We start from the raw sequence: 24,648 nt of genomic DNA, 5'->3' as shown, positions 1-24,648 counted from the left end.
CTCGCCCCGCTTAAGCGTTTCCAGAACAGGAAAACCTGCATGTGCGCCCCGCGACCGGAACGCGCACCTGTGCGGTGTGCTGTTTTGGTCACTATCCATAGCGTATTGAGGGGTCGAGAGATGTCAGTCGCCACCAGCCTTATCGAAGAGCCGTCGGCCCGGATTGCCTCCGCGCCGGCAGAAACCCTGTATCAGTTCAACGAATCGCCACTGCTGGCCCGTCAGAGCCAGCAGGAGTCCAATGCCCGCAGTTACCCGCGACGCATTCCGCTGGCGCTCAAGCGCGCCAAGGGCCTGTATGTCGAAGACGTTGAAGGCCGTAGCTTCATCGATTGCCTGGCCGGTGCCGGCACCTTGGCCTTGGGGCACAACCACCCGGTGGTGATCGAGGCGATCCAGCAAGTGCTTGCCGATGAGTTGCCGCTGCACACCCTCGACCTGACCACACCGGTCAAGGATCAATTCGTCCAGGACCTGTTCGGCTTGCTGCCGCCAGCGCTGGCGGCCGAGGCGAAGATCCAGTTCTGCGGCCCGACCGGCACCGATGCGGTGGAAGCCGCGTTGAAACTGGTGCGCACCGCCACCGGGCGCAGCACCGTGCTGTCATTCTCCGGCGGTTATCACGGCATGAGCCAGGGTGCGTTGAGCCTGATGGGCAGCCTGGGGCCGAAGAAGCCGCTGGGGGCCTTGCTCAGCAATGGCGTGCAGTTCATGCCGTTCCCGTATGACTACCGCTGCCCGTTCGGCCTTGGCGGCGCGGCCGGGGTGAAAGCCAACCTGAGTTATCTGGAAAACCTGCTCAATGACCCCGAAGCCGGGGTGCAGTTGCCGGCGGCGGTGATTGTCGAGGCGGTGCAGGGCGAGGGCGGGGTGATTCCGGCCGACATCGAGTGGCTGCGCGGCTTGCGTCGGATCACCGAGAAGGCTGGTGTGGCGCTGATCGTGGACGAGATCCAGAGTGGTTTCGCCCGCACCGGCAAAATGTTTGCCTTCGAACATGCCGACATCATCCCGGACGTGGTGGTGCTGTCCAAAGCCATCGGCGGCAGTCTGCCATTGGCGGTGGTGATCTATCGCGACTGGCTCGACACCTGGCAACCGGGCGCCCATGCCGGCACCTTCCGTGGCAATCAGATGGCAATGGCCGCCGGTTCTGCGGTGATGCGTTATCTGCTTGAGCACAAGGTCTGCGAACACGCTGCCGCCATGGGCGAGCGTCTGAGCGAACACCTGCGCATCCTGCAACGAGACTTCCCGCAACTGGGCGACATTCGTGGTCGCGGCTTGATGCTCGGTGTCGAACTGGTGGACCCGAACGGTACGCCGGATGCCCTCGGCCATCCGCCGGCCTTCGCCCGCCTGGCACCGCTGGTGCAGCGCGAATGCCTCAAGCGCGGGCTGATTCTGGAGCTGGGCGGCCGCCATGGCGCGGTGGTGCGTTTCCTGCCGCCACTGGTGATCAGCGCTGCGGAAATCGACCGCGTTGCCGAGATCTTCGGCCGTGCCTTGGCCGCCGCCACGGCCGCCGGGTAAATTTTTCTCAGCGCCCAACGTTCTTTCTACATACCCGGCTGCACCCCGTGTGCAGCCCACCCCTACTGTGATGGAGAACCAGCATGACGTCAGTATTCGACCGCGAGGACATCCTCTTTCAGGTCGTGGTCAACCACGAAGAGCAATATTCGATCTGGCCGGATTACAAAGCCGTGCCGCAAGGCTGGCGCACCGTGGGCAAGAGCGGCCTGAAAAAGGAATGTCTGGCCTACATCGAGGAAGTCTGGACCGACATGCGTCCGCTGAGCCTGCGCCAGAAGATGGAAGGGCAGGCGGCTGCTCAGTAACTCGTCGGCCAAAAAGAAACCCGCTGGACTGGTGACAGTCAGCGGGTTTTTTCATGGCCGGCATTTGTGGTGTTTTGGCGGGCCTCTTCGCGAGCAGGCTCGATCCCACAGGGGATTTATGAGTGACACAGATCCAGTGTGGGAGCGAGCCTGCTCGCGAAGAGCGATAACGCGGTGCAACTGAAACTACGCCCCGCTCAGCCCCTTGAGCAGCAAATCCACATTCCCCTCCAGCTCCGCCACCGGATCCTCGGCATCGGTACTCAACACCAGCAAGCGACTCCCCGACTCGGCAATCGCCGCTTTCACCGCTTCCGATGGCTGACGATGATGCAGCACCAGCGCCACGTCGTTGTCCTTGAGCGTCGCCGTGAGTTTCTGCAGATCCTCCGGAGTCCATTCGGCATCCGGTCGTGGATCCTCGCCGATCAGCTCCAGATTCAGGCTGCCGATCAGGTAACCGAAGTGATCGCTAAGGCTCATCACGCTCAGGTTGTCGGCCTCGGCCAGACGCGCTTCGCTGTCGGCACTGAGCCTGAGCAAGCGCTGTTTCAATGCCGCCAGGTTGGCCTCGATTTTCGGTTTGGCGGACGGCGCCAGGCGCACCAGATCCGCCGCCATCACGTCGGCCATGCGCCCCATGTTGTTGCTCGCCAGCCATGGCTGACTGTTCAAGCCATCGACCTTGATTCCCGGTTGCACGGCAATCCCGGGCAGGGCGCCATCCACTGGACGCGCCGCGTCGACCTCGACAATGCGAATGTTGCTGCGCCTCGCAATCGGGTACAGCGGATCGTCGGCCCACAGCGAGCGTACGCCGATCACTGCATCGGCGCCGGAGGCCAGCTTGCCCAGTGCCGGCGCACCGCGACCGGTGAAATACGCGGTCTGGCGGCTGCCCGGCAGATTCGCCGGAGCCGCGCGTTCGAGGCTGACGTCAGTGCCTTTGAGCAGCACTTCGCCCAGGCCATAGGTGATGGGCAACGAGGCCAGTACGCGCAGCGGTTTAGGGTTTTCAGCCGCCAGCAACGGGCTGCAGACCACGCCGCACAGGGCCATGGCCAGGGTCAGTTTGCGCAATGAGAAAGCCATTTATCCAAGGTTCCCTTTCAGACTCGGAACAACCCCGCGCGCAATCGCGGCGAGGGCGAAGGCAATGCCGGCGACCAGAATGATCGCGGCGCCGGACGGAATCGGCAGATCGAAGATGATCGGGGCGAGAATTCCGCACAAGGTGCTGACGGTGGCAATCAGCACCGAACACCAGAAAAAGCCCTTCAGCGACTGGCTGAGCAAGCGCGCCGCCGCTGCCGGAATCACCAGCAGCGCGCCGACCAGAATCGCGCCGATGACCTTCACTGCCGCGACGGTGATCAGCGTCACCAGAATCACGAACAGGTAGTCCAGGGTCTTCACCGCGACGCCACGCACCGCCGCCAGTTGCGGATTGAAACTGGCGAGCATGATGCGGTTGTACAGCGGCAGCGCCAGGGCCATGACCAGCGAACCGACGATCGCCAGCACCAGCAGGTCGTTGCCGTTGACCGTCAGCACTGAACCGAACAGCACGTTCTCCAGAATGTGCACGTTGATCTTGCCGGCCAGAATCAGCAGCAGGCTCGCCCCCAACGCCAGCGACACCGAGAGAAACACGCCAATCAGCGTATCCGGCGCCAGACCGGTGCGGTTGCGCAAGTAGTTGAGCAGGATGCCGAACAACAGACAGTAGCCGAACAGGCTGCCGTACGGCCCGGTGTAGGGCTCGCCGAGCAGAATGCCGATGGCCACGCCGGTCAGCGCCGCGTGACCGACCGCTTCGGAGAAAAACGCGAAACGCTTGACCACCACCAGTGTGCCGAGGCCGCCGAGCACCGGGCCGATCAACAGGCCGGCGAGCAGTGCATTCACGACAAAACCATAGGCCAGCGCTTCCGGCAGATAACCGGAGGAGGCCCAGCCCTGAACCATCAAACGAAAGGCTTCGTAACTCATCAGACAGCGCTCCGTGGATGCGTCGAAAACAACGTCAGCAGCCGCTCCGGGGTCAGCGCCTGTTGCGGCGTGGCGTCGAACAGCACGCGACGGTTGAGGCCGGTGACCCGATCGGCCAGGCGCTTGACCGCTTCCAGATCGTGCTCGATCCACAGCACCGTGATGCCGGCAGCGCGCCAGTCGCCGAGCAGGCGTTCGAACACCTGAATCCCGGCTTCGTCGAGCGCCGACATTGGCTCATCCAGCACCAGCAGTTGCGGCGGCGGAATCAGTCCCTGGGCGAGCAGCACGCGTTGCCGCTCACCGCCGGACAGCGCGCCCATGCGCCGCTTGCGTTTGTCCTGCATGCCGACCCGTTCCAGCGCTTCGCCGATGGCCTTGGCGTAGTGTTTGCTCAGGCCAAGAAACGCCGGACGGCGCTGGCACATGGCGGCCATGAAATCGTCGACGGTCATCGGCAGGCCGCGATCGAACTCCAGCGCCTGCGGCACGTAACCGATGGTGCCGGGCTCACCGGGCCAGTGCAGGCTCAGTTGACCTTGATGCGGCATCTGCCCGAGCAAAGTCTTGATCAGCGAACTCTTGCCGCCGCCGTTGGGGCCGACCAGTGCGTGCACGTGGCCGGGCTGAACCTGGAAGCTGACGTGGTCGAGAATCGTCGTGCGTCCAAGCGTCAGGCTGACCTGCGCAAAATCCAGTGTCGGCCCGCTCACCCTTTGTAGGCCTTCGCCTGCTCGCGATGGCGGTGTGTCATTCAACGATGTGGTTGAGTGGCCAGGCGCTTTCGCGAGCAGGCTCGCTCCCACAGGGGATTGGGGGGTGTCAGAGAGGGTTTCTTTTACCATCATGCCCCGGACTCCTGAATCGCCCGCACCACGGTGTTGAGGTTGCCGGTCATTTCCTTTTCGTATTTGTCGGCGCTGTATTCGCCGTAAGAGATGTGCGACAGCGGGTACAGCTTCACGCCCGATTCACGCTGAATGGTTTCGACGTAGGTGGACGGGAAGTCCATCTCGGAGAAGATCACCTTCACGTCGAGTTCGCGCAGTTGGTCGATGGTCTTTTTCAACTGGCTCGGGCTGGGTTCGATGCCATGGGCTGGCTCGACCACGGCGGTGACTTCCAGGCCGAATTCGCGCAGCAGATAGTCGTACGCCGCGTGTACCGTGGCCACACGCAGTTCGGCGTTGGGGGCCTGGGTCAGTTTCGCCAGGGCATCGGCGCGCATCTGCCGCAGGCGTTTGCCGTAGGCACGGGCGTTCTGCGTGTAAGTCCTGGCGTTGTCCGGGTCGAGTTTGCCCAGCTCGCGGGCGATGTTGTTGACCTGGGCAATCGAGGCACTGATCGACAGGAAGGTGTGCGGGTTGACCACTTTGCCGGCACCACGCGCGGCGGTACCGGTGGCCGCCAGCAGCGGCACATTCTCGTTGGCTTCGATGGTCTTGATGTTCGGCGTTTCGCTGGCGGCGATCATCCGGTCGGCGAAGTCGTCATGGCCGACCCCGTTGAGCACGATCACGTCGAGCCCGCTGATGCGTTTGATGTCTTCGGCCCGTGGCTCGTAGGCGTGCGGGTTGAAGCCGGCGGGAATCAGCGGCACCACGTCGGCCTTGTCGCCGACGATGTTCGCCACATAGCTGTAATACGGGTGCAGGGTGATGCCGATGCGCAGGCGTTTGGCTGGATCGGCGCTGACCAGCGGGCTCAGCAGACAGGCGCAAAGGCCAGCCAGCAGCAAGCGCAGGAAGGGACGGCGAGGCGATGAAATAGACATGGGCAAGCGGTCTTCTCTGGGGTGAAGGCGAAGGTTCAGTGGCGATGCTCGCGGGTCACGCCGGCATCGAATTGCGCGACGATCTGCTTCCAGCCTGCGGCCGACAGCGCGGCGTCGGTCAGTTCGGCGGGCGTCTGCAGATCGGCGGCGCGGTTGAGCCAGATGTCCGGCGCGGCATTGGCATCGGCGCTCAGCAGCATCACGAACGATCCGGCCACGGCGGACGACTGGCTGTGGCCGAAATAGGCGGTATCCGCCAGCAACTGCCAGGCATGTCCGCCACGGCTGACCGAGCTGGCGTCCTCGGCAAACGGGGCGAAACCTTCGTCGGCCAGGGTCTGTGGCGTCGGCAGGATTTGCTGCTCTTCGCGCAACAGGCGGATTTCGTCGAGGGTCACCCGCAGGTCGGCGTAGATGCCTTGTTCGGCGGCGCTGAGGTCGCGCCGGGCATCGAGCTGATGGCTGGCAACCGGCTGCGGTTCATGGGACACCCCGCGCCACGCCACCACCGACCCGGCAACCGCGAGGATCAGCAGGCACAGCAGCAGGATATTGAGGGTTTCATGGCCGGCACCGGCCGGGCGGACGACTTGCGTGGTGGGCGTACTCATGGGGCTTCGATGTCCGCTTGGTCGATTTCCACGACGTGGCCGGGGCCGGCGTCGAACAGCACGTAGAACTCGGCCGCCGGTTTCTTGAAGGTCAGGCTCGAGTCGGCGCCGAGCTTGCCCGGCACCAGAATGGTTTCGTCGTAGCCGATAACGTCCAGGGTCACCCCGGGGGCACCGCTGCCGTCGGAAAAACCACCGGTGCATTTGATCTGCTCGGCATCGACGGCCTTGCATTCGCACATCGGGTTGTGGGCCAGGGCGCCGGCGCTGAAACCGCTGCACAACAGCAGCAACGCGGCGCGCAACCGCAGGCGGGAGGGGCGTTGAACGCGGTTCATGGTTTGGCTCCTTGTTTGTTCAGCCAGGCAATGGTGGCGGGGGAGGCCTGGCTCAGGGGAATCGAGGCTTGATGCAGGCTGCCGTCCCAGCCTTCCATGGTGATCCACAGCTCGGCGTCGGCCTGGGTCTTTTCCGCTACCGGCAACTGCGCGCCCATGCGGTACGGTGTGCCGAAGAAGATCACCCCGGCGGCGCGCAGGCTGCGGGGTTTGCCGATGCGCAGGTAGGTGGCCTTGACCTGTTCGACGCAGGTGTCGCACAGGGCAGCATTGAAATCCTTCATGTAACCGGCGGGGCCACTGAGGCGCGGCGCTTCGTTACGCAGTTCGGCCAGGCGCAGGCTCCACGGGCCGACCTGCACTTCGCCAACCTCGTGCTCGCCGAGGCCGATGTCGCCGCGAAACAGCGCGGCGTCGGCGAAGTACTTGGGCATGAAGCCCAGCGGAATCAGCAGCAGCAAGGCGTTCAGGTGAAAGCGCCATTTGCGCCAGAAGCGGCGCAGTGCGGACGGTTGGGCAATGCGGTTGGACTGGCTCACAGGCTGACCTCCGCCGGTTCACGGCTGACGCGGGTGCTGCGGACCTTTTTATTCTCGCGCTTGAGTGCGTTGGCGGTGGCCAGCGCGGTGCGCTTGGTCCAGATCAACAGGCCGCTGAGCACCATCATGCTCAGCAGCAGGCCGAAGAAGAACCAGATCAGCTTGATCCACAGGCCGCCGAAGTCACCGGTGTGCAACGGACGCATCGACTCGGTGACGAACTCCAGCGAGGAGCGGTCAGTGATCAATCGCGTGGCGGCCATGTCGCCGGTGTAAGGGTTGAGCGTGGCGGTCTGGAACATCAGCGGATACCAGCCGCGACCGCCGACACTCAGGTGGCTGTAGGCATTGCCCGGCAGGCTGATGAAGCTGACTTCCAGCCCGGGGATGTGCTGTTCGGCGATCTGCACCGCGCGATCGAGGCTGATCCGTGGCACAGGACTGGCGTTGCTCGACATCGGAACGCTTTCCCGGGACATGGCGGGAATGATCGGCTCGGTGGTGATCGACACCTGATTGTCGGCCAGAATGGCCTGGATCAGAAACCAGGTGCCGGTGATGGAGATCACCGCGATGAACCAGATCGACCAGATGCCGCTCAGTCGATGGAAATCGCCCCAGAAAATACGCGCGCCGTGGCGAAAACGCAGCGTAGGTTTGAAGAAGCCTTTCCAGAAGCGTTTGTAGACCACCAATCCGGTGACCAGCGACGCGAGCATCGGCAGGCCGAGGAACGACACCAGGTACCAGCCCCAGCTGAAACCGTTGGTGAACGGCACCAGCCACCAGCCGTGCAGGGCACGGGTGAATGCCTTGAAGTTGAAGTCTGGCGCCGGGCCCTGGATCACGCCGGTGTAAGGGTTGACGTACACCGTCTGCGCGCGGCCGTCGGGGTAGCTGACCTCGACGTCGAGGGCGAAATGCGATTCGTCAGGGCGGCTGATGCTTTCGACCAGCAATTGCGGTTCGGCCTTCTTGATCGCGGCCAGCACTTGCTCGTAACTGAGCAGCGGTGCGTCGTCCGCCGGCTGACTGGCGCGCATCTGCGGGTTGGCCAGCCAGACGATTTCCTGGCTGACCACCGCCAGCGTGCCGGTGACACACACGATCAGGACAAAAAACCAGATCGGCAGCGCGAGCCAGCTATGCACCAGGAACCACAGTTTGGAACGGGATTTCTTCGACATGATTGCGCGTCTTGATTTCGATGAGAGGGCACGTGGCTACGGGCTTCGCAGCGCGGGTGTCCCCGAAAGGCGCGGTCGTGGCTGTTGCCTACGCGAGCGGCCTGCATCTCTATAGGACGGATGAGCCGGGCAAATCCCGATGGCATATATGAAAGTAAATGTTTCGCACTTCCCCTAGTCACCACCAACCCCCTGTAGGCCTTCGCCTGCTCGCGATAGCGGTGATTCAGTCAATGAAGACGTCGAATGACACGACGTTTTCGCGAGCAGGCGCGCTCCCACAGGGTTTCATTGGTGTGCAGAAGATCGAACACGATTCATGAACGCCGCGCTCACTGCCTGCCAATTGATGGCCGCCACCTGCTCCCTATGATGGACATCACCGAACGAGCCTGAGCGAGCGCCTTGATGAGCCCCAGAACCCTCTACGACAAACACATCGATTCGCACACCGTGTGCCGTCTCGACGAGCAGGGCCATGTCCTGCTGTATATCGATCGCCAGGTGATCAACGAATACACCAGCCCTCAGGCGTTCAGCGGTCTGCGTGCCGCCGGGCGCGAGGTCTGGCGACCGGGCACGGCGTTGGCGGTGGTCGATCACGTCAACCCGACCACGCCGCTGCGGGTCGCGGCGATGCCCGATGCCGGCGGTGCGCGGCAGGTGTCGTATCTGGCGGAAAACTGCCGGGACTTCGGCATCGAACTGCTGGACGTCCTCGACAAGCGCCAGGGCATCGAGCATGTGATCGCCCCGGAGCAAGGCTTCATTCTGCCGGGCATGGTCATCGCCGCCGGCGATAGCCACACCACCACCTACGGTGCACTGGGGGCGTTCGGTTTCGGCATCGGCACCTCAGAGATCGAACACCTGCTGGCCTCGCAGACCCTGGTCTACAAACGCCTGAAAAGCCTGCGCGTGACTGTCGACGGTGCGCTGGCGCCAGGCCTGACCTCCAAGGACGTGATCATGGCGCTGATCGGCCAGATCGGTGCGTCCGGTGCCAGCGGTTACGCTATCGAGTTCTGCGGTTCGACCATCGACGCGCTGAGCGTCGAAGCGCGCATGACCATTTGCAACATGGCGGTCGAGGCCGGTGCGCGCGGTGCGTTCATGGCGCCGGACGAAAAAGTCTTTGCTTATCTCAAGGGCAAACCCCGAGCACCGCAGGGCGAACTCTGGGAACGCGGGTTGCAGAAGTGGCGTGAACTGCGCAGCGATCCCGACGCCGTGTTCGACCGTGAAGTACACCTCGACGCCAGCCTGCTGGAACCGATGGTCACTTGGGGCACCAGCCCGGATCAGGTGGCGGCGATCGGCGCGCAAGTGCCGGACCCGCAAGGCATCGACGATCCGATTCTGCGTCAGGACATGCGCCGGGCCCTGCATTACATGGGCCTGGAGCCGGGGATGGCGCTGCGCGATATCGTCATCAGCCATGCGTTCATTGGTTCCTGCACCAACGCGCGGATCGAAGACCTGCGCGATGCCGCCCGTGTCGTGCGCGGGCGACGGGTGGCCGGGCATGTGCGAGCGATGATCGTGCCAGGTTCCAGCGAGGTCCGTGCTCAGGCTGAAGCGGAAGGTCTGGCGCAGATCTTCATCGACGCCGGGTTTGAATGGCGCCAGTCCGGCTGCTCGATGTGCCTGGCGATGAACGATGACGTGCTCGCGCCCGGCGACCGTTGCGCCTCCAGCACCAACCGCAATTTCGAAGGCCGGCAGGGTGCTGGTGCGCGCACCCACCTGATGAGCCCAGCGATGGTCGCCGCCGCCGCGATCAGTGGCCACCTGACCGACATCCGCCACTTTGGAGAACGCCCATGAGCCTGCAACCCTTCACTCAAGTTAGCGGCCAGGCCGCGCCGCTGCTCGCGGCCAATGTCGACACCGACGTGATCATGCCCAAGCAGTTTCTCAAGGGCATTGATCGTCGTGGACTGGATCGCGGGGTGTTTTTCGACCTGCGTTTTCTTGCCGACGGTACGCCCAGCCCTGAGTTCGTATTGAACCAGCCGGCCTGGCAGCGCGCGAGTTTTCTCGTGGTCGGGCCGAATTTCGGCTGCGGCTCCAGCCGTGAACACGCAGTGTGGGGGCTGCAGCAAATGGGCATTCGCGCGCTGATCGGCAGCAGTTTCGCCGGGATCTTCTACGACAACTGCCAGCGCAACGGGGTGTTGCTGATCACTCTGGACGAGGCACAGGTGCAGCGTATTGGCAGGTTGGTAAGTCAGCCTGAAAGTGCGCGGATCAGCATTGATCTGGACGCTCAACAGATTCGTCTGGCGGACGGTGAAGCGCTGGGTTTCCATATTGATGGCTTGCGCAAGACCGCCCTGTTGCTGGGCCTTGATGCGATTGGCAGTACCTTGCAGCGGCGCGAGCAGATCAAGGCGTTCGAAAGCGAACACCTGGCTGCCAACCCCTGGCTAACCTGACACCCCTGACCCTGTGGGAGCAAGCTCGCTCCCACAAGGGACTGTGTTTACAGCGAAAGATCCTTGAAATGCCCCTGCAAAAACTCCACACACGCGCGCAGCTTCCCCGAGCTGGCCAGCCGCGTCGGGTACACCGCCCAGACATTTGCGCTCTGGCTGTAATCGGCCAGCACTGGCATCAACCGGCCTTGCTCCAGCAGCGGTTTCACATCCCACAATGAGCGCAGCAACACGCCGCGTCCGTCGAGCGCCCATTGCAGGACGATCTCGCCGTTGTTGGACGACAACGGCCCGCTGACTCGCACGCTTTCCTGCGCGCCGTCGCGATCCAGGTGCCAGATGCCGAAGGCGTTGTCGCGCTCCTTGATCACCAGGCAATCATGCTGTTGCAAGTCGTCCAGCGCTTGCGGCGTGCCGTGGCGTTGCAGGTACTCGGGCGCTGCGCACAGCACCCGGCGGTTGCTCACCAGTTGCCGGCCGATGTGCTGACCGGGCAGGTCATCGCCGACACGGATCTCCAGATCGAAGCCCTCGTTGACGATGTCCACCGCGCGGTCGAACAGGTCCAGGCGAATCTGCAACTGCGGGTGACGCTCGGCCAGCAGCGAAACGGCGGGCGCCACATGGTTGCGGCCGAAACCGAAACTGCTGCAGATGTGCAAACGCCCGCGCGGGCTGTCGTGGGCGTCGGCGAGGTCATCGCGCAGTTGCTGGAAGTCATCGAGGATACGCAAGGCCCAGCGCTGTACCCGTTCACCGTCCTCGGTCAAAGACACGCGGCGACTGGTGCGGTGCAGCAGGCGAGTGCCGAGGGTCGATTCGAGAATCTGGATGCGCTTGCTGACGTAGGCCGGGGACAGGCCCAACTCGTCGGCAGCGGCCGCGAAACCGTTCTTGCGGATCACGGTCAGCAGTACGCGCAGGTCTTCGGGCAGGGGCACGGGGTCTTGGTTCTGGGACATGTCGGAGCGAGCATTGGCGGCACAAGCCGCCAGCATAGCATCGGCAGGGAACGCTCGATTCAGCGCAGGAAATCCAGGGCTTCGGCGAGCAGCAGATCAGGCACTTCCTCGGCCAGATAATGCCCGGCCGGCAGCGCCTTGCCGCTGACATTTGTTGCCACTTGCTGCCATTCGTGCAGCGGATCGAAGCAGCGCCCGACCGTGCCGTCGGCACCCCACAGCACCCGCAGCGGCAGATTCAGTTGATGGCCGGCGGCAATGTCGGCGCGGTCATGTTCCAGATCGATCGCGGCACTGGCGCGGTAGTCTTCGCAAATGCCCCGGGCGCTGCCGGGACGTTGCAGGCAACGCAAGTATTCGCTGAACGCCTCATCGGTGAACGGCTTGAGCCCGGCGCTGCGGCTGCCCATCACACTGCGCAGGTAGGCTTCGGGATCGGCCTCAATCAGGGTTTCCGGCAACGGCGCCGGGCGGATCAGGAAGAACCAGTGCCAATAGGCGCGGGCGAAGGCTTCGTTGGTTTGCGCGTACATCGACAGGGTCGGGGCGATGTCGAGCAGCATCATCCGCTGCACGGTTGCCGGGTGATCAAGGCCCAGGCGATGGGCGACCCGCGCGCCACGGTCATGGGCCAGCACCGAAAACTGCTCGAAGCCCAGCGCTTGCATCAGCTCGACATTGTCCCTGGCCATTTCGCGTTTTGAATAGTTGCGGTGCAGTTCATCGGCGGCGGGCCGGCAGCTGTCGCCGTAACCGCGCAGGTCGGCGGCGACCACGGTGAAGTGCTCGGCCAGTTGCTCGGCAACCTTGTGCCAGATCACGTGGGTCTGCGGGTGCCCGTGCAACAGCAACAGGCCCGGGCCGCTGCCACCGAGGCGGTAGGCGATGTCGACGCCGTTGACGTGGCGCTGGTCTTTGACGAATCCGGCTAACATCGGGCTGATCCTTTTTTCAGTCGTTGTCGGCATGCTGAAATTGTTTACGTTCGGGAGCAACAGGCGCAGCGTGGTGTGGTGGTTCATGAAGTGTGATGTGTCCGCACTGGCCCCTTCGCGAGCAAGCCCGCTCCCACAGTGTTCTGCTGTTTGACCACGATAGTGTTCACACCAGAGATCCCTGTGGGAGCGGGCTTGCCCGCGAAGAGGCCGGTCCAGACGCTGAAGATCTCAACCCTGGCTGAACATCTCGATCGCCCGCTGCTTGATCTGCTCCTCGGTCAGATCTTCTTTACGCGTAGCGAGAAACCACAGATGCCCATACGGATCCTTCAGCGTCCCGCTGCGGTCGCCATAAAACTGATCCTTGACCTCGGACACCGTTTTCGCCCCGGCATCCAGCGCCCGTTGAAAGGACTTGTCGACATCGGTGACATACAGATGCAGACCGACCGACACGCTGTTGTCCGGACCGCTCAGCGGTCCTTGATCGCATGGCGTACCGAGCATGATCGCGCTGTCGCCAATCCGCAGTTCGGCGTGGCCGATGCGGCCGTCCGGCATGTCGAGGCGCATGACCACCGTGGCGCCGAAGGCTTTTTTATAGAATTCGATGGCTTCGGCGGCCTTGAGGATGCCGAGGTACGGGGTAATGCTGTGATACCCCTCGGGAATGGGTTTGACGCTCATGACGTTCTCCCTGTTCTTTGTTTGGCGAGGTGTGTGGCTCCACCGGATTTGTGGAAGGTTCACTATAGAGCTGTCTGCGCGGCCACGATTTTTGCCCGACGAGCAGTCAGCCGAGGAAATGCGCGCCTGGCCCCTGTTCACCGAGTACATCGCCCTGATTGCGCAACGGGCAGGCTTCCATCGACAGGCAGCCGCAACCGATGCAACCGGTGAGCCGGTCGCGCAACAGGGTCAATTGGTTGATCCGCTCGTCCAGCTCGCGGCGCCATTGCTCGGACAGCACTTTCCAGTCCGCCGCGGTCGGCGCGCGGTCGTCCGGAAGTCTTTTCAGCGCCTCGCCAATCTCCGCCAGCGGAATGCCCAGGCGTTGCGCGACCTTGATCAGCGCCACCCGACGCAGCACTTCCCGTGGATAGCGGCGCTGGTTGCCGGCATTGCGCTGGCTCTTGATCAGGCCCTTGGCTTCATAAAAGTGCAGGGCAGTGACCGCCACACCGCTGCGGGCGGCGACTTCGCCGACGGTGAGCGGCTTGTGCAGGGTTTCTTTAGTAATCATTGGCAAAAGGCTCTTGACCTTGACTTAACTAGAGGTTTTACCCTGCAGGCCTTCGAGTCGCAAGACTCGTCTTACGGTGAGTGGGGACTTGTCATGCAAACGTCAGCGAAAAATCGCAGCTTTACCCAATTGATCGAATTCGAAATCGAACCACGCCAGCAACCGTCGCTGGTGACGGCGCTGTCGCAGCAGACCGAACATCTGGCGCAGCGCTACGCAGGCTTCGTCAGCGCCAGCGTCCAGGTCAGCGACGACGGTCGGCGGGTGCTGAGCCTGCTGCAATGGCAGACTCGCGAAGCCGGAGAGGCGGCGTTCAGCCGTTTTGAAAGCGGCGAGCAGGATTTCTGGCAACTGATCCGCGCCCATCAGGCGAAAACCGTGACCTTCAATTCATTCCAGGTGCTGAGCAGCATCGCCCGCAGTCATGACGATGCGCTGCACTGCAACCTGGTGGGCTAGATCGACAACTGAATCAGGCGTTCGCCTTGCAGGTTCTCCGTGAGTCGCCGCTTGTTCACCGCTAGCTCGCCGATCTTGATCAGCCGCGTACGGGTGACGTTGCGGCTCAGTCCGAGCAGGGCGGCGGTGTGCACCTGGTTGTAATGGCAGAAACGGTACGCGGCGCGCAGCAGGGCATCTTCGACCTTTTCGTGGAGGGCGCCGGCCTGTTGTTCGAAGAGTTTTTGAAAGGCCCGTTCCAGTAGCGCTTCCGGTGAATCGTCGGCGCTCGCCTGCTGATCGTCCGGGCGCTCGATGCGCAGGTTCGACAGGCGCAAATCATCGCGCTCGATCACGCCGTTGCGGCAGATCAGCAGGGTGTGATGAATGACGTTTTCCAGTTCACGGATGTTGCCCGGCCAACTGTAGCTGCGCAGTTTGTGCTCGGCGCCGGGGCTGATGCTGACCCGCCCGTAACCCAGGCGCTGGCTGTAGGCCTCGATGAAATGCCGGGTCAGCGGCAGGATATCGCCGGGGCGGTCGCGCAACGGGCTGAGTTCCAGATTGACCACGTTCAGGCGATAGAACAGGTCTTCGCGGAAATTCCCGGCATTGATGGCTTTCTCCAGTTGCACGTTGGTCGCGGCCAGCACTCGCACATCGATGGAAATGCTCTTGCGCGAGCCCAGGCGCACCACTTCGCGCTCCTGCAACACCCGCAGCAACTTGACCTGAATCGCCATCGGCAAATCACCGATTTCGTCGAGGAACAAGGTGCCGCCGTCCGCTTCTTCGAACCAGCCGGCCTTGGCGCTGAGCGCGCCGGTGAAAGCGCCTTTTTCATGGCCGAACAGTTCGGCTTCCACCAGCGATTCGGAGAACGCGCCGCAGTTGACCGCGACGAACGGCCGATGGCGGCGGTTACTCAGATTGTGGATGTGCCGCGCCACCAACTCCTTGCCGGTGCCGGTCTCGCCGATGATCAGCACGCTGGCTTCGCTCGGCGCGACCTGTTGCAGATGCGCGAGCAGGGCCTGGGATTTCGGGTCTTCGAAGACCTGCGCGGTGGCGCGGATCGACGTCGCCAGGGCGGGTGAGGGTGGAAGGGTCAGCAGTTGCATGGGCTCGCTCCATTAAAGGCAAGATCAGGAATAGAACGTCGGCACCGGCAGCGCCTGATTCAGCGCCCAGTCGCCCAGCTCATGGAGTTTGTAATCGAGCGGGTCGTGTAGGGTCTGCGTGCGCAGGTTGCGCCAGTACCGATCGAGGCGCAGCGAGGCGTGGGTCGAGCGCGCGCCGGTGACTTCGAACAAGCGGCTGCAAATCTCCAGGCCCTGACGACTGGCGGCGACCTTGGCCGTGGCAATCGCCGTGGCCAGATGCCCGCGTTCTTCAGCGCTCAGATTCGGGCCTTTGGCCCAGGCGTCGTCGAGCAGCGCCGCGGCCCGTTCGACCAGCAGGCGAATGCCTTCCAGCGCGACCCAGAACTCGCCGTAATGCGCGAGCACGTACGGGTCTTCGCGCACATCGCGGGCCGCGGATTTGTGCCACAGCCGGGTCTCGCTCAGCGTGTATTGCCGGGCTTCTTCAAAGGCACCTTCGGCGATGCCGAGAAACATGTGGGTGAAGGTCAGTTGCGCGATCAGCGGACGCAGGCAGGCGAACGGTGTGCTCAACGGGCCGGGATCGAGCAGCAGCTCGGATTCTTCGACGCGCACCCGTTCGAACGTGGCGCTGCCACTGTCGGTCTGGCGCTGGCCGATGTTGTTCCAGTCATCGTGCAGGGTGATGCCGCTGCGCCCACTGGGGATCGCCGCGATCAACAATTTGCCGCCGACGCTTTCGTCCACCGCCGAGGCGATCAGCATCTGCGAGTCGCTGGCGCCGGAGCAGAAACTCTTCTTGCCGGAAAATTCGCGCCAGCCGCCGCAGTCCTTGACCACGGTGCGGATGTCGAGCGGGTTGAGCGCGTTGCCCCAGAACCAGTTCTGCCGTGCGGTTTGTTCGAACCACGGCTGCCATTGTTCCGGGCGCGAGAACAGGCGCACGGTGGCGAGCATCAGGTGATGAAAACCGAAGACGTGGGCGATGGAACTGTCGACCTTGGCGAACTCGCGCACGATCTGCAGGGTTTCGCTCCAGCGCGCGCCGAGGCCGCCGTAGCGCGTTGGGATGCTCAGGCCCAGCAGGCCGCTGTCGCGCAGGGCATCGCGCTCGGCCTTCGGCGTGCCACCGCGCTCGTCGCGCTCGACGGCGGTGAGCGCGAATTCGGCGGCTAGCTGGCGGGCGGTCTGCAAGGGGGATATCAAAGTACTTTGTGGTTTGGCGGTCACACGGTGTTCCTCATCAAATCGACTCGATCCCCTGTAGGAGTGAGCCTGCTCGCGATGAGGTCAGCACAGTCGACATCACCGCCGCAGACACACCGCTTTCGCGAGCAGGCTCGCTCCCACAAGGGGATCGGCTTCAAGCCTTGGATTGGTTGGGCAACACATCGTTGGAAATCATTTCGCCAAACGGCCCGGTGAGGTTGGTCACGCCGCGTCCGGCCAGGCTCGCGTACGGTTCCGGCAGCAGCGGGAACACCAGTTCGGCAAAGCGGTAAGCTTCTTCCAGATGCGGATAACCGGAAAAGATGAAGCTCTCGATGCCGAGATCCGCGTATTCCTTGATGCGCGCCGCCACTTGCTGCGGATCGCCCACCAGCGCGGTGCCGGCACCGCCGCGTACCAGGCCGACACCGGCCCACAGGTTGGGGGCGATTTGCAGGTTGTCGCGACGCCCATCGTGCAATGCCGCCATGCGCCGCTGGCCTTCGGAGTCGAAACGCGAGAAGGACTTCTGCGCGGCCTCGATGGTTTCGTCGCTGATGTGCTCGATCAGTTTGTCCGCAGCTTTCCAGGCCTCTTCGGCGGTCTCGCGGACGATCACGTGCAGACGAATACCGAATTTCACTTTGCGTCCATGCCGTGCGGCGCGTTCGCGAACATCGGCAAGTTTTTCGGCCACAGCGGCGGGTGGTTCGCCCCAGGTCAGGTACACGTCGACTTGTTCGGCAGCCAGGTCATGCGCCGCGTCGGAGGAACCGCCGAAATACAGCGGCGGATACGGTTTCTGCACCGGCGGATACAAGGCTTTGGCGTTCTGCACTTTCAGGTGTTTACCCTCGAAATCCACAGACTCGCCTTGCAACACCCGGCGCCAGATCTTGAGGAATTCGTCGGTGACTTCGTAGCGTTCGCTGTGGCTGAGGAAGCTGCCGTCGCCACGGTTTTCATCGGGGTCGCCGCCGGTCACCACGTTGATCAGCAAGCGGCCGTTGGACAGTCGATCGAGGGTCGCCGCCATGCGTGCCGACACCGTTGGCGAGATGATTCCCGGGCGGATCGCCACCAGATAACGCAGGCGCTCGGTCAACGGCACCAGCGCCGAGGCGATCACCCACGAGTCTTCGCAGGAGCGTCCGGTGGGAATCAGCACGCCGTGGTAGCCGAGGCTGTCGGCGGCTTGCGCCACTTGTTTCAGATAATTCAGGGTGACCGGGCGCGCGCCTTGCGTGGTGCCCAGGTAGTGGCCGTCGCCGTGGGTCGGCAGGAACCAGAAAACATCCATGAACAGCTCCTTAAGCGATTTTCAGCAACGGTTTGATTTGCGTGCCGAACAGTGGCGCGGCGCGTTCGGCGGCCAGGCGGATGCGCGCTTTCAGCGGCTCGCTGGTGATCTGGTAGTCGGCGAAATCGGCCTCGGTGGCGTACACCCCGATCGGCAGGGTCACGGCCTGGAAGAAACTCAATAGCGGACGCAACTGATGATCGAGCACCAGCGCATGACGCTCGCTGCCCCCGGTGGCGGCCAGCAACACCGGAGTGTCGATCAACGCATTGAGGTCGATCAGGTCGAACAGATGCTTGAGCAGGCCCGGGTAGGAACCGCGATACACCGGCGCCGCAACGATCAGCAGATCGGCCTGTTCGATGGCTTGCAGTTCGGCTTCGACGTCGCTGCTCAGTTCCTGACGCGACAGCGCGGCGCCCAGCGCACGGGCGATGTCGCCGAGTTCGATCAGGTGGCTGTCGATCGACAGGTGCCCGGCCAGTTCGGCCAGCAGGGCCTGAGTCAGCACCAGCGTGCGGGAGGGACGCCAGGTGCCGCCGGACAAGGCGACGACTTTCAGGGGACGCGACATGATGAGTTCCTTTTTATCAACAGTTGCTCAGCGAGCAGTGAGTAAGTGCCAAGGCTTGAGCAAGCGCTGTACCAATTCCTGAGAGCCCCGGTTTACCGGGCGTTGAGCGTTTTGACGCGAGTGCGTTGTGCAGATATCAGGCGGGTTTGTTGATCTGCTGTTGCCTGGGCAACAGTTGCTGGGGCAACAGTTGTTCGCCGTGTGAAGGGATTTATAGCGGCTGCCTGTTATTCCGTAAAAGAACGTTAATCGATATTTATAGATCTTTAAGAGATATAAAGGGCGATAAGCTGAAATCCTGATAGCCACTATTGAGAGCGTTGATTTTTGCCCGGGCGGGCGCGGGCGTAGCCTTTGTCCATCGACTAACACCGCTCGCCAGGACGCTCCCCATGAATCGTTTACTGACTGTTTCGCTGCTGCTCGCTGTCTCCGTGCTCGCCGGTTGCGCCACCCACGTTTCCCCCGAACTACGACCGTACACCGCCGAAGAAAGCCGCGAACTGGCGATGGAAGCGCTGAATCGCAGCGGCTTGTCCTTCGACGAATACCACGCGAAAAAATCCGCGCTGCTCGGCCAATCGTCATTCGACAAGAAAGCTGAAATGAGTGCCGGACGTGCCATACAGCTGCACGGTCGTCCAAGCTGATAGCAAACTGTACTGCTCGAAGTTTTACCCAACTGTCCGTGGGTTTGCGGGCTGCCGTGCGATAGGGTCAACACCTGAATGACCCTCGACGGATTACCCCCATGACCCTCTCGCTTGATCTGCTGTTGGGCTTTGCCCTGTTTGCTCTTGTCACCTCGATTACACCGGGGCCGAACAACACCATGTTGCTGGCGTCGGGGGTCAACTTCGGTTTCAACCGCACCATTCCCCATATGCTCGGCATCACCTGCGGTTTCTTCGTATTGGTGGTGGCGGTGGGCTTTGGCCTGGGCGCGGTGTTCCAGACTTACCCGCTGCTCTACACGGTGCTGCGCTATGTCGGCGCCGCGTATCTGTTGTACCTGGCGTGGAAGATCGCCCATTCGGGGCCGGTGGGCGAGGGTGTGGAAGGCGAGGCCAAACCGATCAGTTATCTCGGCGCTGCTGCGTTTCAGTGGGTCAACCCCAAGGCCTGGATCATGGCCATCGGTGCCATCAGCACCTACACGCCGATGCAGGGCTATTTCACCAACGTCGTGGTGATTGCTGCGGTGTTCGCCATCATCAACCTGCCCAGCGTCGGCGTCTGGGCGGCGTGCGGCACGCTGCTGCGCAACGTGCTGAAGGACCCGCGCTGGTTGCGCGTATTCAACTGGGGCATGGCCGCGCTGTTGGTGATTTCGCTGTACCCGTTACTTCTCGAAAGCTTTCACTGACGCATTGCTTCAACCGCCGGCCCGATGCCTGTTAAGCTCGGCTTCAGGAGCGTTCCTACGCACTTTTAAATGAAGTTGTTCTTCTTTAACGGCATCCGATCAGGTATTGATGACGCTCTCCAACCGACGCGCAGCTCACAAGGCTGCGCTGTGCCGTTTGCAGATACGAGCCTCCTGATCCCGGAACACGCTCTGCGAGTCTTTTATGAATAAGCGTCCGTTGTATTTCGATTACGCCGCCACCACCCCGGTGGACGAGCGGGTCATCCAGGTGATGATCGACTGTCTGGGTTTTCACGCCAACTTCGGCAATCCGGCGTCCAGCTCTCACGCCTTCGGCCAGCAGGCCCGGCAAACGGTCGAGCACGCTCGTCGGCAAGTCGCCGAACTGGTGGGTGCCGAGGCCGCGCAGATCGTCTGGACCTCCGGTGCCACCGAATCCAACAACCTCGCCCTCAAAGGCGTGGCCCAGGCGCGCGGCGTTGCCGGCGGACACATCATTACCAGCCAGATCGAACACAAAGCCATCCTCGATACCGCCCGGCAACTGCAGGACGCCGGCGTTGCGGTGACCTATCTGGTGCCGGACGCCGAGGGCCTGATCACCCCGCAGGCTGTCAGCGAAGCAATGCGCGATGACACGTTTCTGGTGTCGCTGATGCTGGTCAACAACGAACTCGGCACGCTCAACGACATCCCGGCTATCGGTGAAGTCGTGCGCAGCCGTGGGGCGTTGTTCCATGTCGATGCGGCGCAGGGCGCCGGCAAAGTGGCGATCGATCTGCAGCAGTGGCCGGTGGATCTGATGTCGTTTTCGGCGCACAAGCTCTACGGCCCCAAAGGCATCGGTGCGCTGTATGTCGGCCCCCGCGCGCAACAGCGTTTGCAAGCGCAGATTCATGGCGGGGGACACGAAGGCGGCTTGCGCTCCGGGACTTTGGCGACGCATCAGATCGCCGGCATGGGCACCGCATTTGCCCTGGCTGCCGCCGCGTTCGATGAGGAGAAAAACGCCATCGTGGCCCTGCGCGAACGCTTGCTCGAACAGTTGCTGAGCCTGCCGGGCGTACGCCTCAATGGCAGCGTCAACCAGCGCATCCCGCATACCTTGAGCCTGACGTTCAGCGAAGGCGAGTTCAACAGTGCAGCCTTGAGCCATTCGCTCGCGTTTTCCGCGACTTCGGCCTGCAACTCGGCGAGCGACGCGCCTTCCCACGTGCTGCTGGCACTGGGGCACGACGCTCAGCTGGCCGGTCGCACCATTCGCCTGAGCCTCGGCCGTTTCACCACCACCGACGATATCGATCAGGCGGCAGAACTGATCAAAGGCGCCTGCACCAGTGCCCCGGCATTCTGGGCGACAGGGCGTTAACCAGCCGACTTCCACGGCTACGAACAATAACGATGAAGTGATTGGCAGGAGACATGATGAGTACCCAGACTTTGACCGAAGGAACGGTTCCCCAGCGCCTGGCGCACACCCGTGAACTGATGCGCCGCGAAGGCATTCATGCGTTGCTGGTGCCATCGGCCGACCCGCACCTGTCGGAATACCTGCCGGGATACTGGCAGGGGCGGCAATGGCTCTCGGGGTTCCACGGTTCGGTCGGCACTTTGATTGTCACCGCTGATTTCGCCGGGGTCTGGGCCGACAGTCGTTACTGGGAACAGGCGACCAAGGAACTCAAGGGCAGCGGCATCGAACTGGTCAAGCTGCAACCGGGGCAACCGAGTCCGCTGGACTGGCTGGCCGAGCAGACACCGGAAGGTGGCGTTGTGGCGGTCGATGGTGCGGTGATGGCCGTGGCCGCGGCGCGTACGTTGATTAGCAAGCTTGAAGCTCGTGGTGCGCGTCTGCGTACTGACCTCGATCTGTTGAATGAAGTCTGGGCCGATCGCCCGAGCCTGCCGAACGCGCCGATCTATCAGCATCTGCCACCGCAGGCGACGGTCAGCCGTGGCGAGAAACTCGCCAAATTGCGTGAGACCTTGCAGGAGCGCGCCGCCGACTGGCACTTCATCGCCACCCTCGACGACATTGCCTGGCTGTTCAACCTGCGGGGCGGGGATGTCTCGTTCAACCCGGTGTTTGTGTCGTTCGCGTTGATCAATCAACAGCAAGCGACCCTGTTTGTGGCATTGAGCAAGGTCGATACCGAGTTGCGTGCGGTACTGGAGCAGGATGGCGTGACCCTGCGTGATTACCGCGAAGTGGCCGACGCCTTGCGCGCCGTGCCAAACGGCGCGAGCCTGCTGGTGGATCCGGCGCGCGTGACCAGCGGTTTGCTGGACAACCTGGACGACGGCGTGAAACTGGTCGAAGGCCTGAACCCGACCACTCTCGCCAAATCGCAGAAGAGCGAGGCCGATGCGCAGCACATTCGCAAGGCCATGGAGCAGGATGGCGCGGCGCTGTGCGAATTCTTCGCCTGGCTGGAGTCGGCCTGGGGGCGCGAACGCATCACCGAATTGACCATCGACGAGAAACTCACCGCGGCCCGCGAACGTCGTCCGGATTATGTGTCGCTGAGCTTCAACACGATTGCCGCGTTTAACGCCAACGGTGCAATGCCGCATTATCACGCCACCGAAGAAGAACACGCGGTGATCGAGGGCGACGGCTTGCTGCTGATCGACTCGGGCGGCCAGTACCTGGGCGGCACGACCGACATCACCCGAATGGTGCCGGTCGGTACGCCAACGGACGAGCAGAAGCGTGACTGCACGCGCGTGCTCAAAGGCGTGATTGCACTGTCGCGGGCACAATTCCCGAAAGGCATTCTGTCGCCGCTGCTCGATGCCATTGCGCGTGCGCCGATCTGGGCTGAAAGCGTGGATTATGGTCACGGCACCGGTCATGGAGTCGGCTATTTCCTCAACGTTCACGAAGGCCCACAGGTGATCGCCTATCAGGCCGCACCGGCACCGCAAACGGCGATGCAGCCGGGGATGATCACGTCCATCGAGCCGGGCACTTACCGTCCAGGCCGTTGGGGCGTGCGGATCGAGAACCTGGCGATGAATCGCGAGGCGGGCAGCAGCGAGTTTGGCGAGTTCCTCAAGTTTGAAACCTTGACCCTGTGCCCGATCGATACGCGCTGCCTGGAACCGTCCTTGCTGACGCAGGAAGAGAAACAGTGGTTTAACGCCTATCACGCCGAAGTGCGTGAGCGTCTGAGTCCGTTGCTTGAGGGCAGTGCGCTGGCGTGGTTGAACACGCGGACAGCGGCTATCTGATGGCTGAAACCCGGGCGCTGTTGCCAGCGCCTGGGTTCTATTCTGGGTTTAGGCCTGACGCAGGGCTTCTTCGACGAAGTCGAGGCGGTCCTGGCCGAAGAACAACTGATTGCCGATAAACATACTCGGCGCACCAAACACGCCGCGTTTAATGGCTGTCTCGGTGTTGTCCTTGAGTGCTGCCTTGACTGCTTCGTCATTGGTCAGGGCCAGGACTTCATTGGGATCGAAGCCATGTTCGCTCAATACCCCTGCGACAGTCGCTGGCTCATCGAGAGGGCGTCCCTCCACCCACAGTGCCTTGAACAGACAATCGATAAACGCCTGAAAACGCTCCGGCTGCCGAAGTTGTATGCCGGTGACGGCGCGCATCAGCATCAACGTGTTGATCGGGAAGTGCGGATTGAACTTCAGTGGCACACCATAGCGTTTGGCATAGCGATCCAGATCCTGAAACATGTAGCGCCCCTTGGCCGGGATCATCGCCGGTGAGGCATTGCCGGTCGCCTTGAACACGCCGCCCAGCAGCATCGGGATGTAGCTCAGTTCGCTATGGGTGTCGGCACAGATTTTCGGTAACTGGGTGTAGGCCAGATAAGTGGCCGGGCTGCCGAGGTCGAAATAGAACTCCACGGTTTTCGTCATCTTCGCTGCTCTCTATTTATTGTTATGGAGGAGGCGGGGCTTACCAGCGTTCGTTCCACGGGCGCAGATCCAGCTCGAATGTCCAGGCATCCCGTGGCTGACTGTGCAGATACCAGTAGTTTTCGGCGATGTGCTCGGGGTTGAGAATACCGTCCTCATCCTTGGTCGCGTACTTCTCCGGGAAACTGTTTCGAATGAAGTCGGTGTCGATAGCGCCATCGACCACTACATGCGCAACATGGATGTTCATCGGGCCCAGCTCGCGCGCCATGCTTTGTGCCAGTGCGCGGATACCGTGTTTGGCACCGGCAAATGCCGCAAACCCCGAGGCGCCGCGCAACCCGGCGGTGGCGCCAGTGAACACAATAGTGCCGCGCTTGCGGGTGACCATGCGCTTGGCCACTTCGCGGGCATTGAGGAAACCGGAGAAACAGGCCATCTCCCAGATCTTGAAATACTTGCGCGCGGTTTCTTCAAGAATGCTGCAAGGCACGTTGGCGCCGATGTTGAAGACAAATGCCTCGATCGGGCCGAGGCGGGTCTCGATCTCTTCAATCAGCGCAATCACGTCTTCTTCCTTGCGCGCATCGCAGGCAAATCCGTGTGCTTCTCCACCCTCAGCCTGAATCGCCTCGACCAAAGGCTGCAATTTGTCGGCACTGCGTCGCGTAACGCACGCGACAAAGCCTTCTCTGGCAAAGCGCTTGGCAATCGCTCCCCCGGTGGCATCGCCAGCACCGACAACCAATACGACCTTCTTGTTATTCATGGGTAGATCCCTTTGGTAAACGATCGTTAAGTGAACGAACGTTATGCTAGGATTCGGGCAACGTCAAGGCGCTGGATCAAGAGGACAAACACATGCGGTATTCCGCCGGTCACAAGCTGGAAACCCGGGAAAAACTGCTGAACA

General features: G+C 62.4%; 28 protein-coding genes (1 of these 28 cut by a window edge). 10 read left to right on the top strand and 18 right to left on the bottom strand.

The window, feature by feature from the left end:
* The first annotated feature begins 120 nt into the window (after positions 1-120).
* Both QMK55_RS04185 and QMK55_RS04180 read left to right on the top strand, forming a co-directional pair.
* A complete protein-coding gene (locus tag QMK55_RS04185; protein ID WP_320328719.1) occupies positions 121-1,533 on the top strand; it encodes an aspartate aminotransferase family protein in 1,413 nt (470 codons plus the stop codon).
* An 83-nt stretch (positions 1,534-1,616) separates the two neighbouring features.
* Positions 1,617-1,841: an MbtH family protein gene (locus QMK55_RS04180; protein ID WP_016985437.1), complete on the top strand. Its 225-nt coding sequence runs from the start codon at positions 1,617-1,619 to the stop codon at positions 1,839-1,841.
* 186 nt (positions 1,842-2,027) lie between these two features.
* Here the strand turns inward: QMK55_RS04180 and QMK55_RS04175 are convergent, their stop codons facing one another.
* The 8 genes from QMK55_RS04175 to QMK55_RS04140 are packed head-to-tail and all read right to left on the bottom strand — an operon-like array spanning position 2,028 to position 8,282.
* Positions 2,028-2,933 (bottom strand): metal ABC transporter substrate-binding protein, encoded by a 906-nt coding sequence (locus QMK55_RS04175; RefSeq protein WP_102353973.1) that lies wholly within the window; start codon positions 2,931-2,933, stop codon positions 2,028-2,030.
* Entirely contained in the window at positions 2,934-3,833 is a 900-nt protein-coding gene (locus QMK55_RS04170) for a metal ABC transporter permease (RefSeq protein ID WP_102353972.1), read from the bottom strand.
* On the bottom strand, positions 3,833-4,681 hold the full coding sequence (locus QMK55_RS04165) for a metal ABC transporter ATP-binding protein (RefSeq protein WP_320328718.1): 849 nt from the start codon (positions 4,679-4,681) through the stop codon (positions 3,833-3,835). Before QMK55_RS04165 ends, QMK55_RS04170 begins: the two co-directional genes overlap by 1 nt.
* Positions 4,678-5,607: a metal ABC transporter substrate-binding protein gene (locus QMK55_RS04160; protein WP_102353970.1), complete on the bottom strand. Its 930-nt coding sequence runs from the start codon at positions 5,605-5,607 to the stop codon at positions 4,678-4,680. The genes QMK55_RS04165 and QMK55_RS04160 overlap by 4 nt, the downstream gene beginning before the upstream one ends.
* A gap of 35 nt (positions 5,608-5,642) precedes the next feature.
* Positions 5,643-6,218, bottom strand: coding sequence for a DUF6162 family protein (locus QMK55_RS04155; protein WP_320328717.1), 576 nt, complete (start codon positions 6,216-6,218; stop codon positions 5,643-5,645).
* Positions 6,215-6,556: a hypothetical protein gene (locus QMK55_RS04150; RefSeq protein ID WP_102353968.1), complete on the bottom strand. Its 342-nt coding sequence runs from the start codon at positions 6,554-6,556 to the stop codon at positions 6,215-6,217. Before QMK55_RS04150 ends, QMK55_RS04155 begins: the two co-directional genes overlap by 4 nt.
* Positions 6,553-7,095: a thiamine pyrophosphate-binding protein gene (locus QMK55_RS04145; protein WP_102353967.1), complete on the bottom strand. Its 543-nt coding sequence runs from the start codon at positions 7,093-7,095 to the stop codon at positions 6,553-6,555. The genes QMK55_RS04150 and QMK55_RS04145 overlap by 4 nt, the downstream gene beginning before the upstream one ends.
* Positions 7,092-8,282, bottom strand: a complete 1,191-nt coding sequence (locus QMK55_RS04140) for a PepSY domain-containing protein (RefSeq protein ID WP_320328716.1) — start codon at positions 8,280-8,282, stop codon at positions 7,092-7,094. The genes QMK55_RS04145 and QMK55_RS04140 overlap by 4 nt, the downstream gene beginning before the upstream one ends.
* 408 nt (positions 8,283-8,690) lie before the next feature.
* Here QMK55_RS04140 and leuC point away from each other — a divergent pair, with 408 nt between their 5' ends.
* Together leuC and leuD are read left to right on the top strand one after the other, a co-directional pair.
* Positions 8,691-10,109, top strand: coding sequence for a 3-isopropylmalate dehydratase large subunit (gene leuC / locus QMK55_RS04135; RefSeq protein ID WP_102353965.1), 1,419 nt, complete (start codon positions 8,691-8,693; stop codon positions 10,107-10,109).
* Positions 10,106-10,720: a 3-isopropylmalate dehydratase small subunit gene (gene leuD / locus QMK55_RS04130; protein ID WP_102353964.1), complete on the top strand. Its 615-nt coding sequence runs from the start codon at positions 10,106-10,108 to the stop codon at positions 10,718-10,720. The genes leuC and leuD overlap by 4 nt, the downstream gene beginning before the upstream one ends.
* Positions 10,721-10,767: 47 nt before the next feature.
* Here leuD and QMK55_RS04125 read toward each other — a convergent pair whose 3' ends face one another.
* From QMK55_RS04125 to soxR, 4 genes are all read right to left on the bottom strand, one after another.
* A complete protein-coding gene (locus QMK55_RS04125; protein WP_102353963.1) occupies positions 10,768-11,718 on the bottom strand; it encodes a LysR substrate-binding domain-containing protein in 951 nt (316 codons plus the stop codon).
* A 23-nt stretch (positions 11,719-11,741) separates the two neighbouring features.
* Entirely contained in the window at positions 11,742-12,617 is an 876-nt protein-coding gene (locus QMK55_RS04120) for an alpha/beta fold hydrolase (protein WP_102353962.1), read from the bottom strand.
* A 231-nt stretch (positions 12,618-12,848) separates the two neighbouring features.
* A complete protein-coding gene (locus QMK55_RS04115; protein ID WP_102353961.1) occupies positions 12,849-13,307 on the bottom strand; it encodes a VOC family protein in 459 nt (152 codons plus the stop codon).
* A gap of 106 nt (positions 13,308-13,413) precedes the next feature.
* The gene (soxR, locus tag QMK55_RS04110) at positions 13,414-13,863 is read right to left on the bottom strand and encodes a redox-sensitive transcriptional activator SoxR (protein ID WP_102353960.1); all 450 of its coding nucleotides are present in this window, start codon (positions 13,861-13,863) and stop codon (positions 13,414-13,416) included.
* Positions 13,864-13,956: 93 nt separating this feature from the next.
* Here soxR and QMK55_RS04105 point away from each other — a divergent pair, with 93 nt between their 5' ends.
* Positions 13,957-14,322 (top strand): antibiotic biosynthesis monooxygenase, encoded by a 366-nt coding sequence (locus QMK55_RS04105; RefSeq protein WP_102353959.1) that lies wholly within the window; start codon positions 13,957-13,959, stop codon positions 14,320-14,322.
* On the opposite strand, the gene QMK55_RS04100 is transcribed toward QMK55_RS04105, so the two are convergent.
* From QMK55_RS04100 to msuE, 4 genes are all read right to left on the bottom strand, one after another.
* A complete protein-coding gene (locus QMK55_RS04100; protein ID WP_320328715.1) occupies positions 14,319-15,422 on the bottom strand; it encodes a sigma-54 dependent transcriptional regulator in 1,104 nt (367 codons plus the stop codon). The two genes, QMK55_RS04105 and QMK55_RS04100, sit on opposite strands and share 4 nt — an antisense overlap.
* Positions 15,423-15,446: 24 nt before the next feature.
* Positions 15,447-16,634 (bottom strand): acyl-CoA dehydrogenase family protein, encoded by a 1,188-nt coding sequence (locus tag QMK55_RS04095; protein ID WP_320328714.1) that lies wholly within the window; start codon positions 16,632-16,634, stop codon positions 15,447-15,449.
* A gap of 133 nt (positions 16,635-16,767) precedes the next feature.
* Positions 16,768-17,913, bottom strand: a complete 1,146-nt coding sequence (gene ssuD, locus QMK55_RS04090; RefSeq protein WP_320328713.1) for an FMNH2-dependent alkanesulfonate monooxygenase — start codon at positions 17,911-17,913, stop codon at positions 16,768-16,770.
* Between the two features lie 10 nt (positions 17,914-17,923).
* Positions 17,924-18,487, bottom strand: coding sequence for an FMN reductase (gene msuE, locus QMK55_RS04085; RefSeq protein ID WP_320328712.1), 564 nt, complete (start codon positions 18,485-18,487; stop codon positions 17,924-17,926).
* Positions 18,488-18,879: 392 nt separating this feature from the next.
* Here msuE and QMK55_RS04080 point away from each other — a divergent pair, with 392 nt between their 5' ends.
* The 4 genes from QMK55_RS04080 to QMK55_RS04065 all read left to right on the top strand — a co-directional run bounded on the left by QMK55_RS04080 (position 18,880) and on the right by QMK55_RS04065 (position 23,090).
* Positions 18,880-19,137, top strand: coding sequence for a hypothetical protein (locus QMK55_RS04080; RefSeq protein ID WP_320328711.1), 258 nt, complete (start codon positions 18,880-18,882; stop codon positions 19,135-19,137).
* Between the two features lie 101 nt (positions 19,138-19,238).
* On the top strand, positions 19,239-19,853 hold the full coding sequence (locus QMK55_RS04075; RefSeq protein WP_064588463.1) for a LysE family translocator: 615 nt from the start codon (positions 19,239-19,241) through the stop codon (positions 19,851-19,853).
* A 205-nt stretch (positions 19,854-20,058) separates the two neighbouring features.
* Positions 20,059-21,225, top strand: coding sequence for an aminotransferase class V-fold PLP-dependent enzyme (locus QMK55_RS04070; protein WP_320328710.1), 1,167 nt, complete (start codon positions 20,059-20,061; stop codon positions 21,223-21,225).
* A 56-nt stretch (positions 21,226-21,281) separates the two neighbouring features.
* Positions 21,282-23,090: an aminopeptidase P family protein gene (locus QMK55_RS04065; protein ID WP_102353952.1), complete on the top strand. Its 1,809-nt coding sequence runs from the start codon at positions 21,282-21,284 to the stop codon at positions 23,088-23,090.
* A gap of 48 nt (positions 23,091-23,138) precedes the next feature.
* On the opposite strand, the gene QMK55_RS04060 is transcribed toward QMK55_RS04065, so the two are convergent.
* Both QMK55_RS04060 and QMK55_RS04055 read right to left on the bottom strand, forming a co-directional pair.
* Positions 23,139-23,735: a 2-hydroxychromene-2-carboxylate isomerase gene (locus QMK55_RS04060; protein WP_320328709.1), complete on the bottom strand. Its 597-nt coding sequence runs from the start codon at positions 23,733-23,735 to the stop codon at positions 23,139-23,141.
* A gap of 40 nt (positions 23,736-23,775) precedes the next feature.
* Positions 23,776-24,504, bottom strand: coding sequence for an SDR family oxidoreductase (locus tag QMK55_RS04055; protein ID WP_102353950.1), 729 nt, complete (start codon positions 24,502-24,504; stop codon positions 23,776-23,778).
* A 92-nt stretch (positions 24,505-24,596) separates the two neighbouring features.
* Here QMK55_RS04055 and QMK55_RS04050 point away from each other — a divergent pair, with 92 nt between their 5' ends.
* On the top strand, positions 24,597-24,648 hold the start of the coding sequence (locus QMK55_RS04050; protein ID WP_102353949.1) for a TetR/AcrR family transcriptional regulator. 527 nt of this gene lie beyond the right edge of the window; only the first 52 of its 579 coding nucleotides appear in the window; the start codon lies at positions 24,597-24,599; the stop codon falls past the right edge of the window.

Origin of the sequence: Pseudomonas sp. P8_229, from assembly GCF_034008635.1 — a bacterium.
Lineage (GTDB): Bacteria > Pseudomonadota > Gammaproteobacteria > Pseudomonadales > Pseudomonadaceae > Aquipseudomonas.
This window is presented reverse-complemented; position numbering and strand designations above follow the sequence as displayed.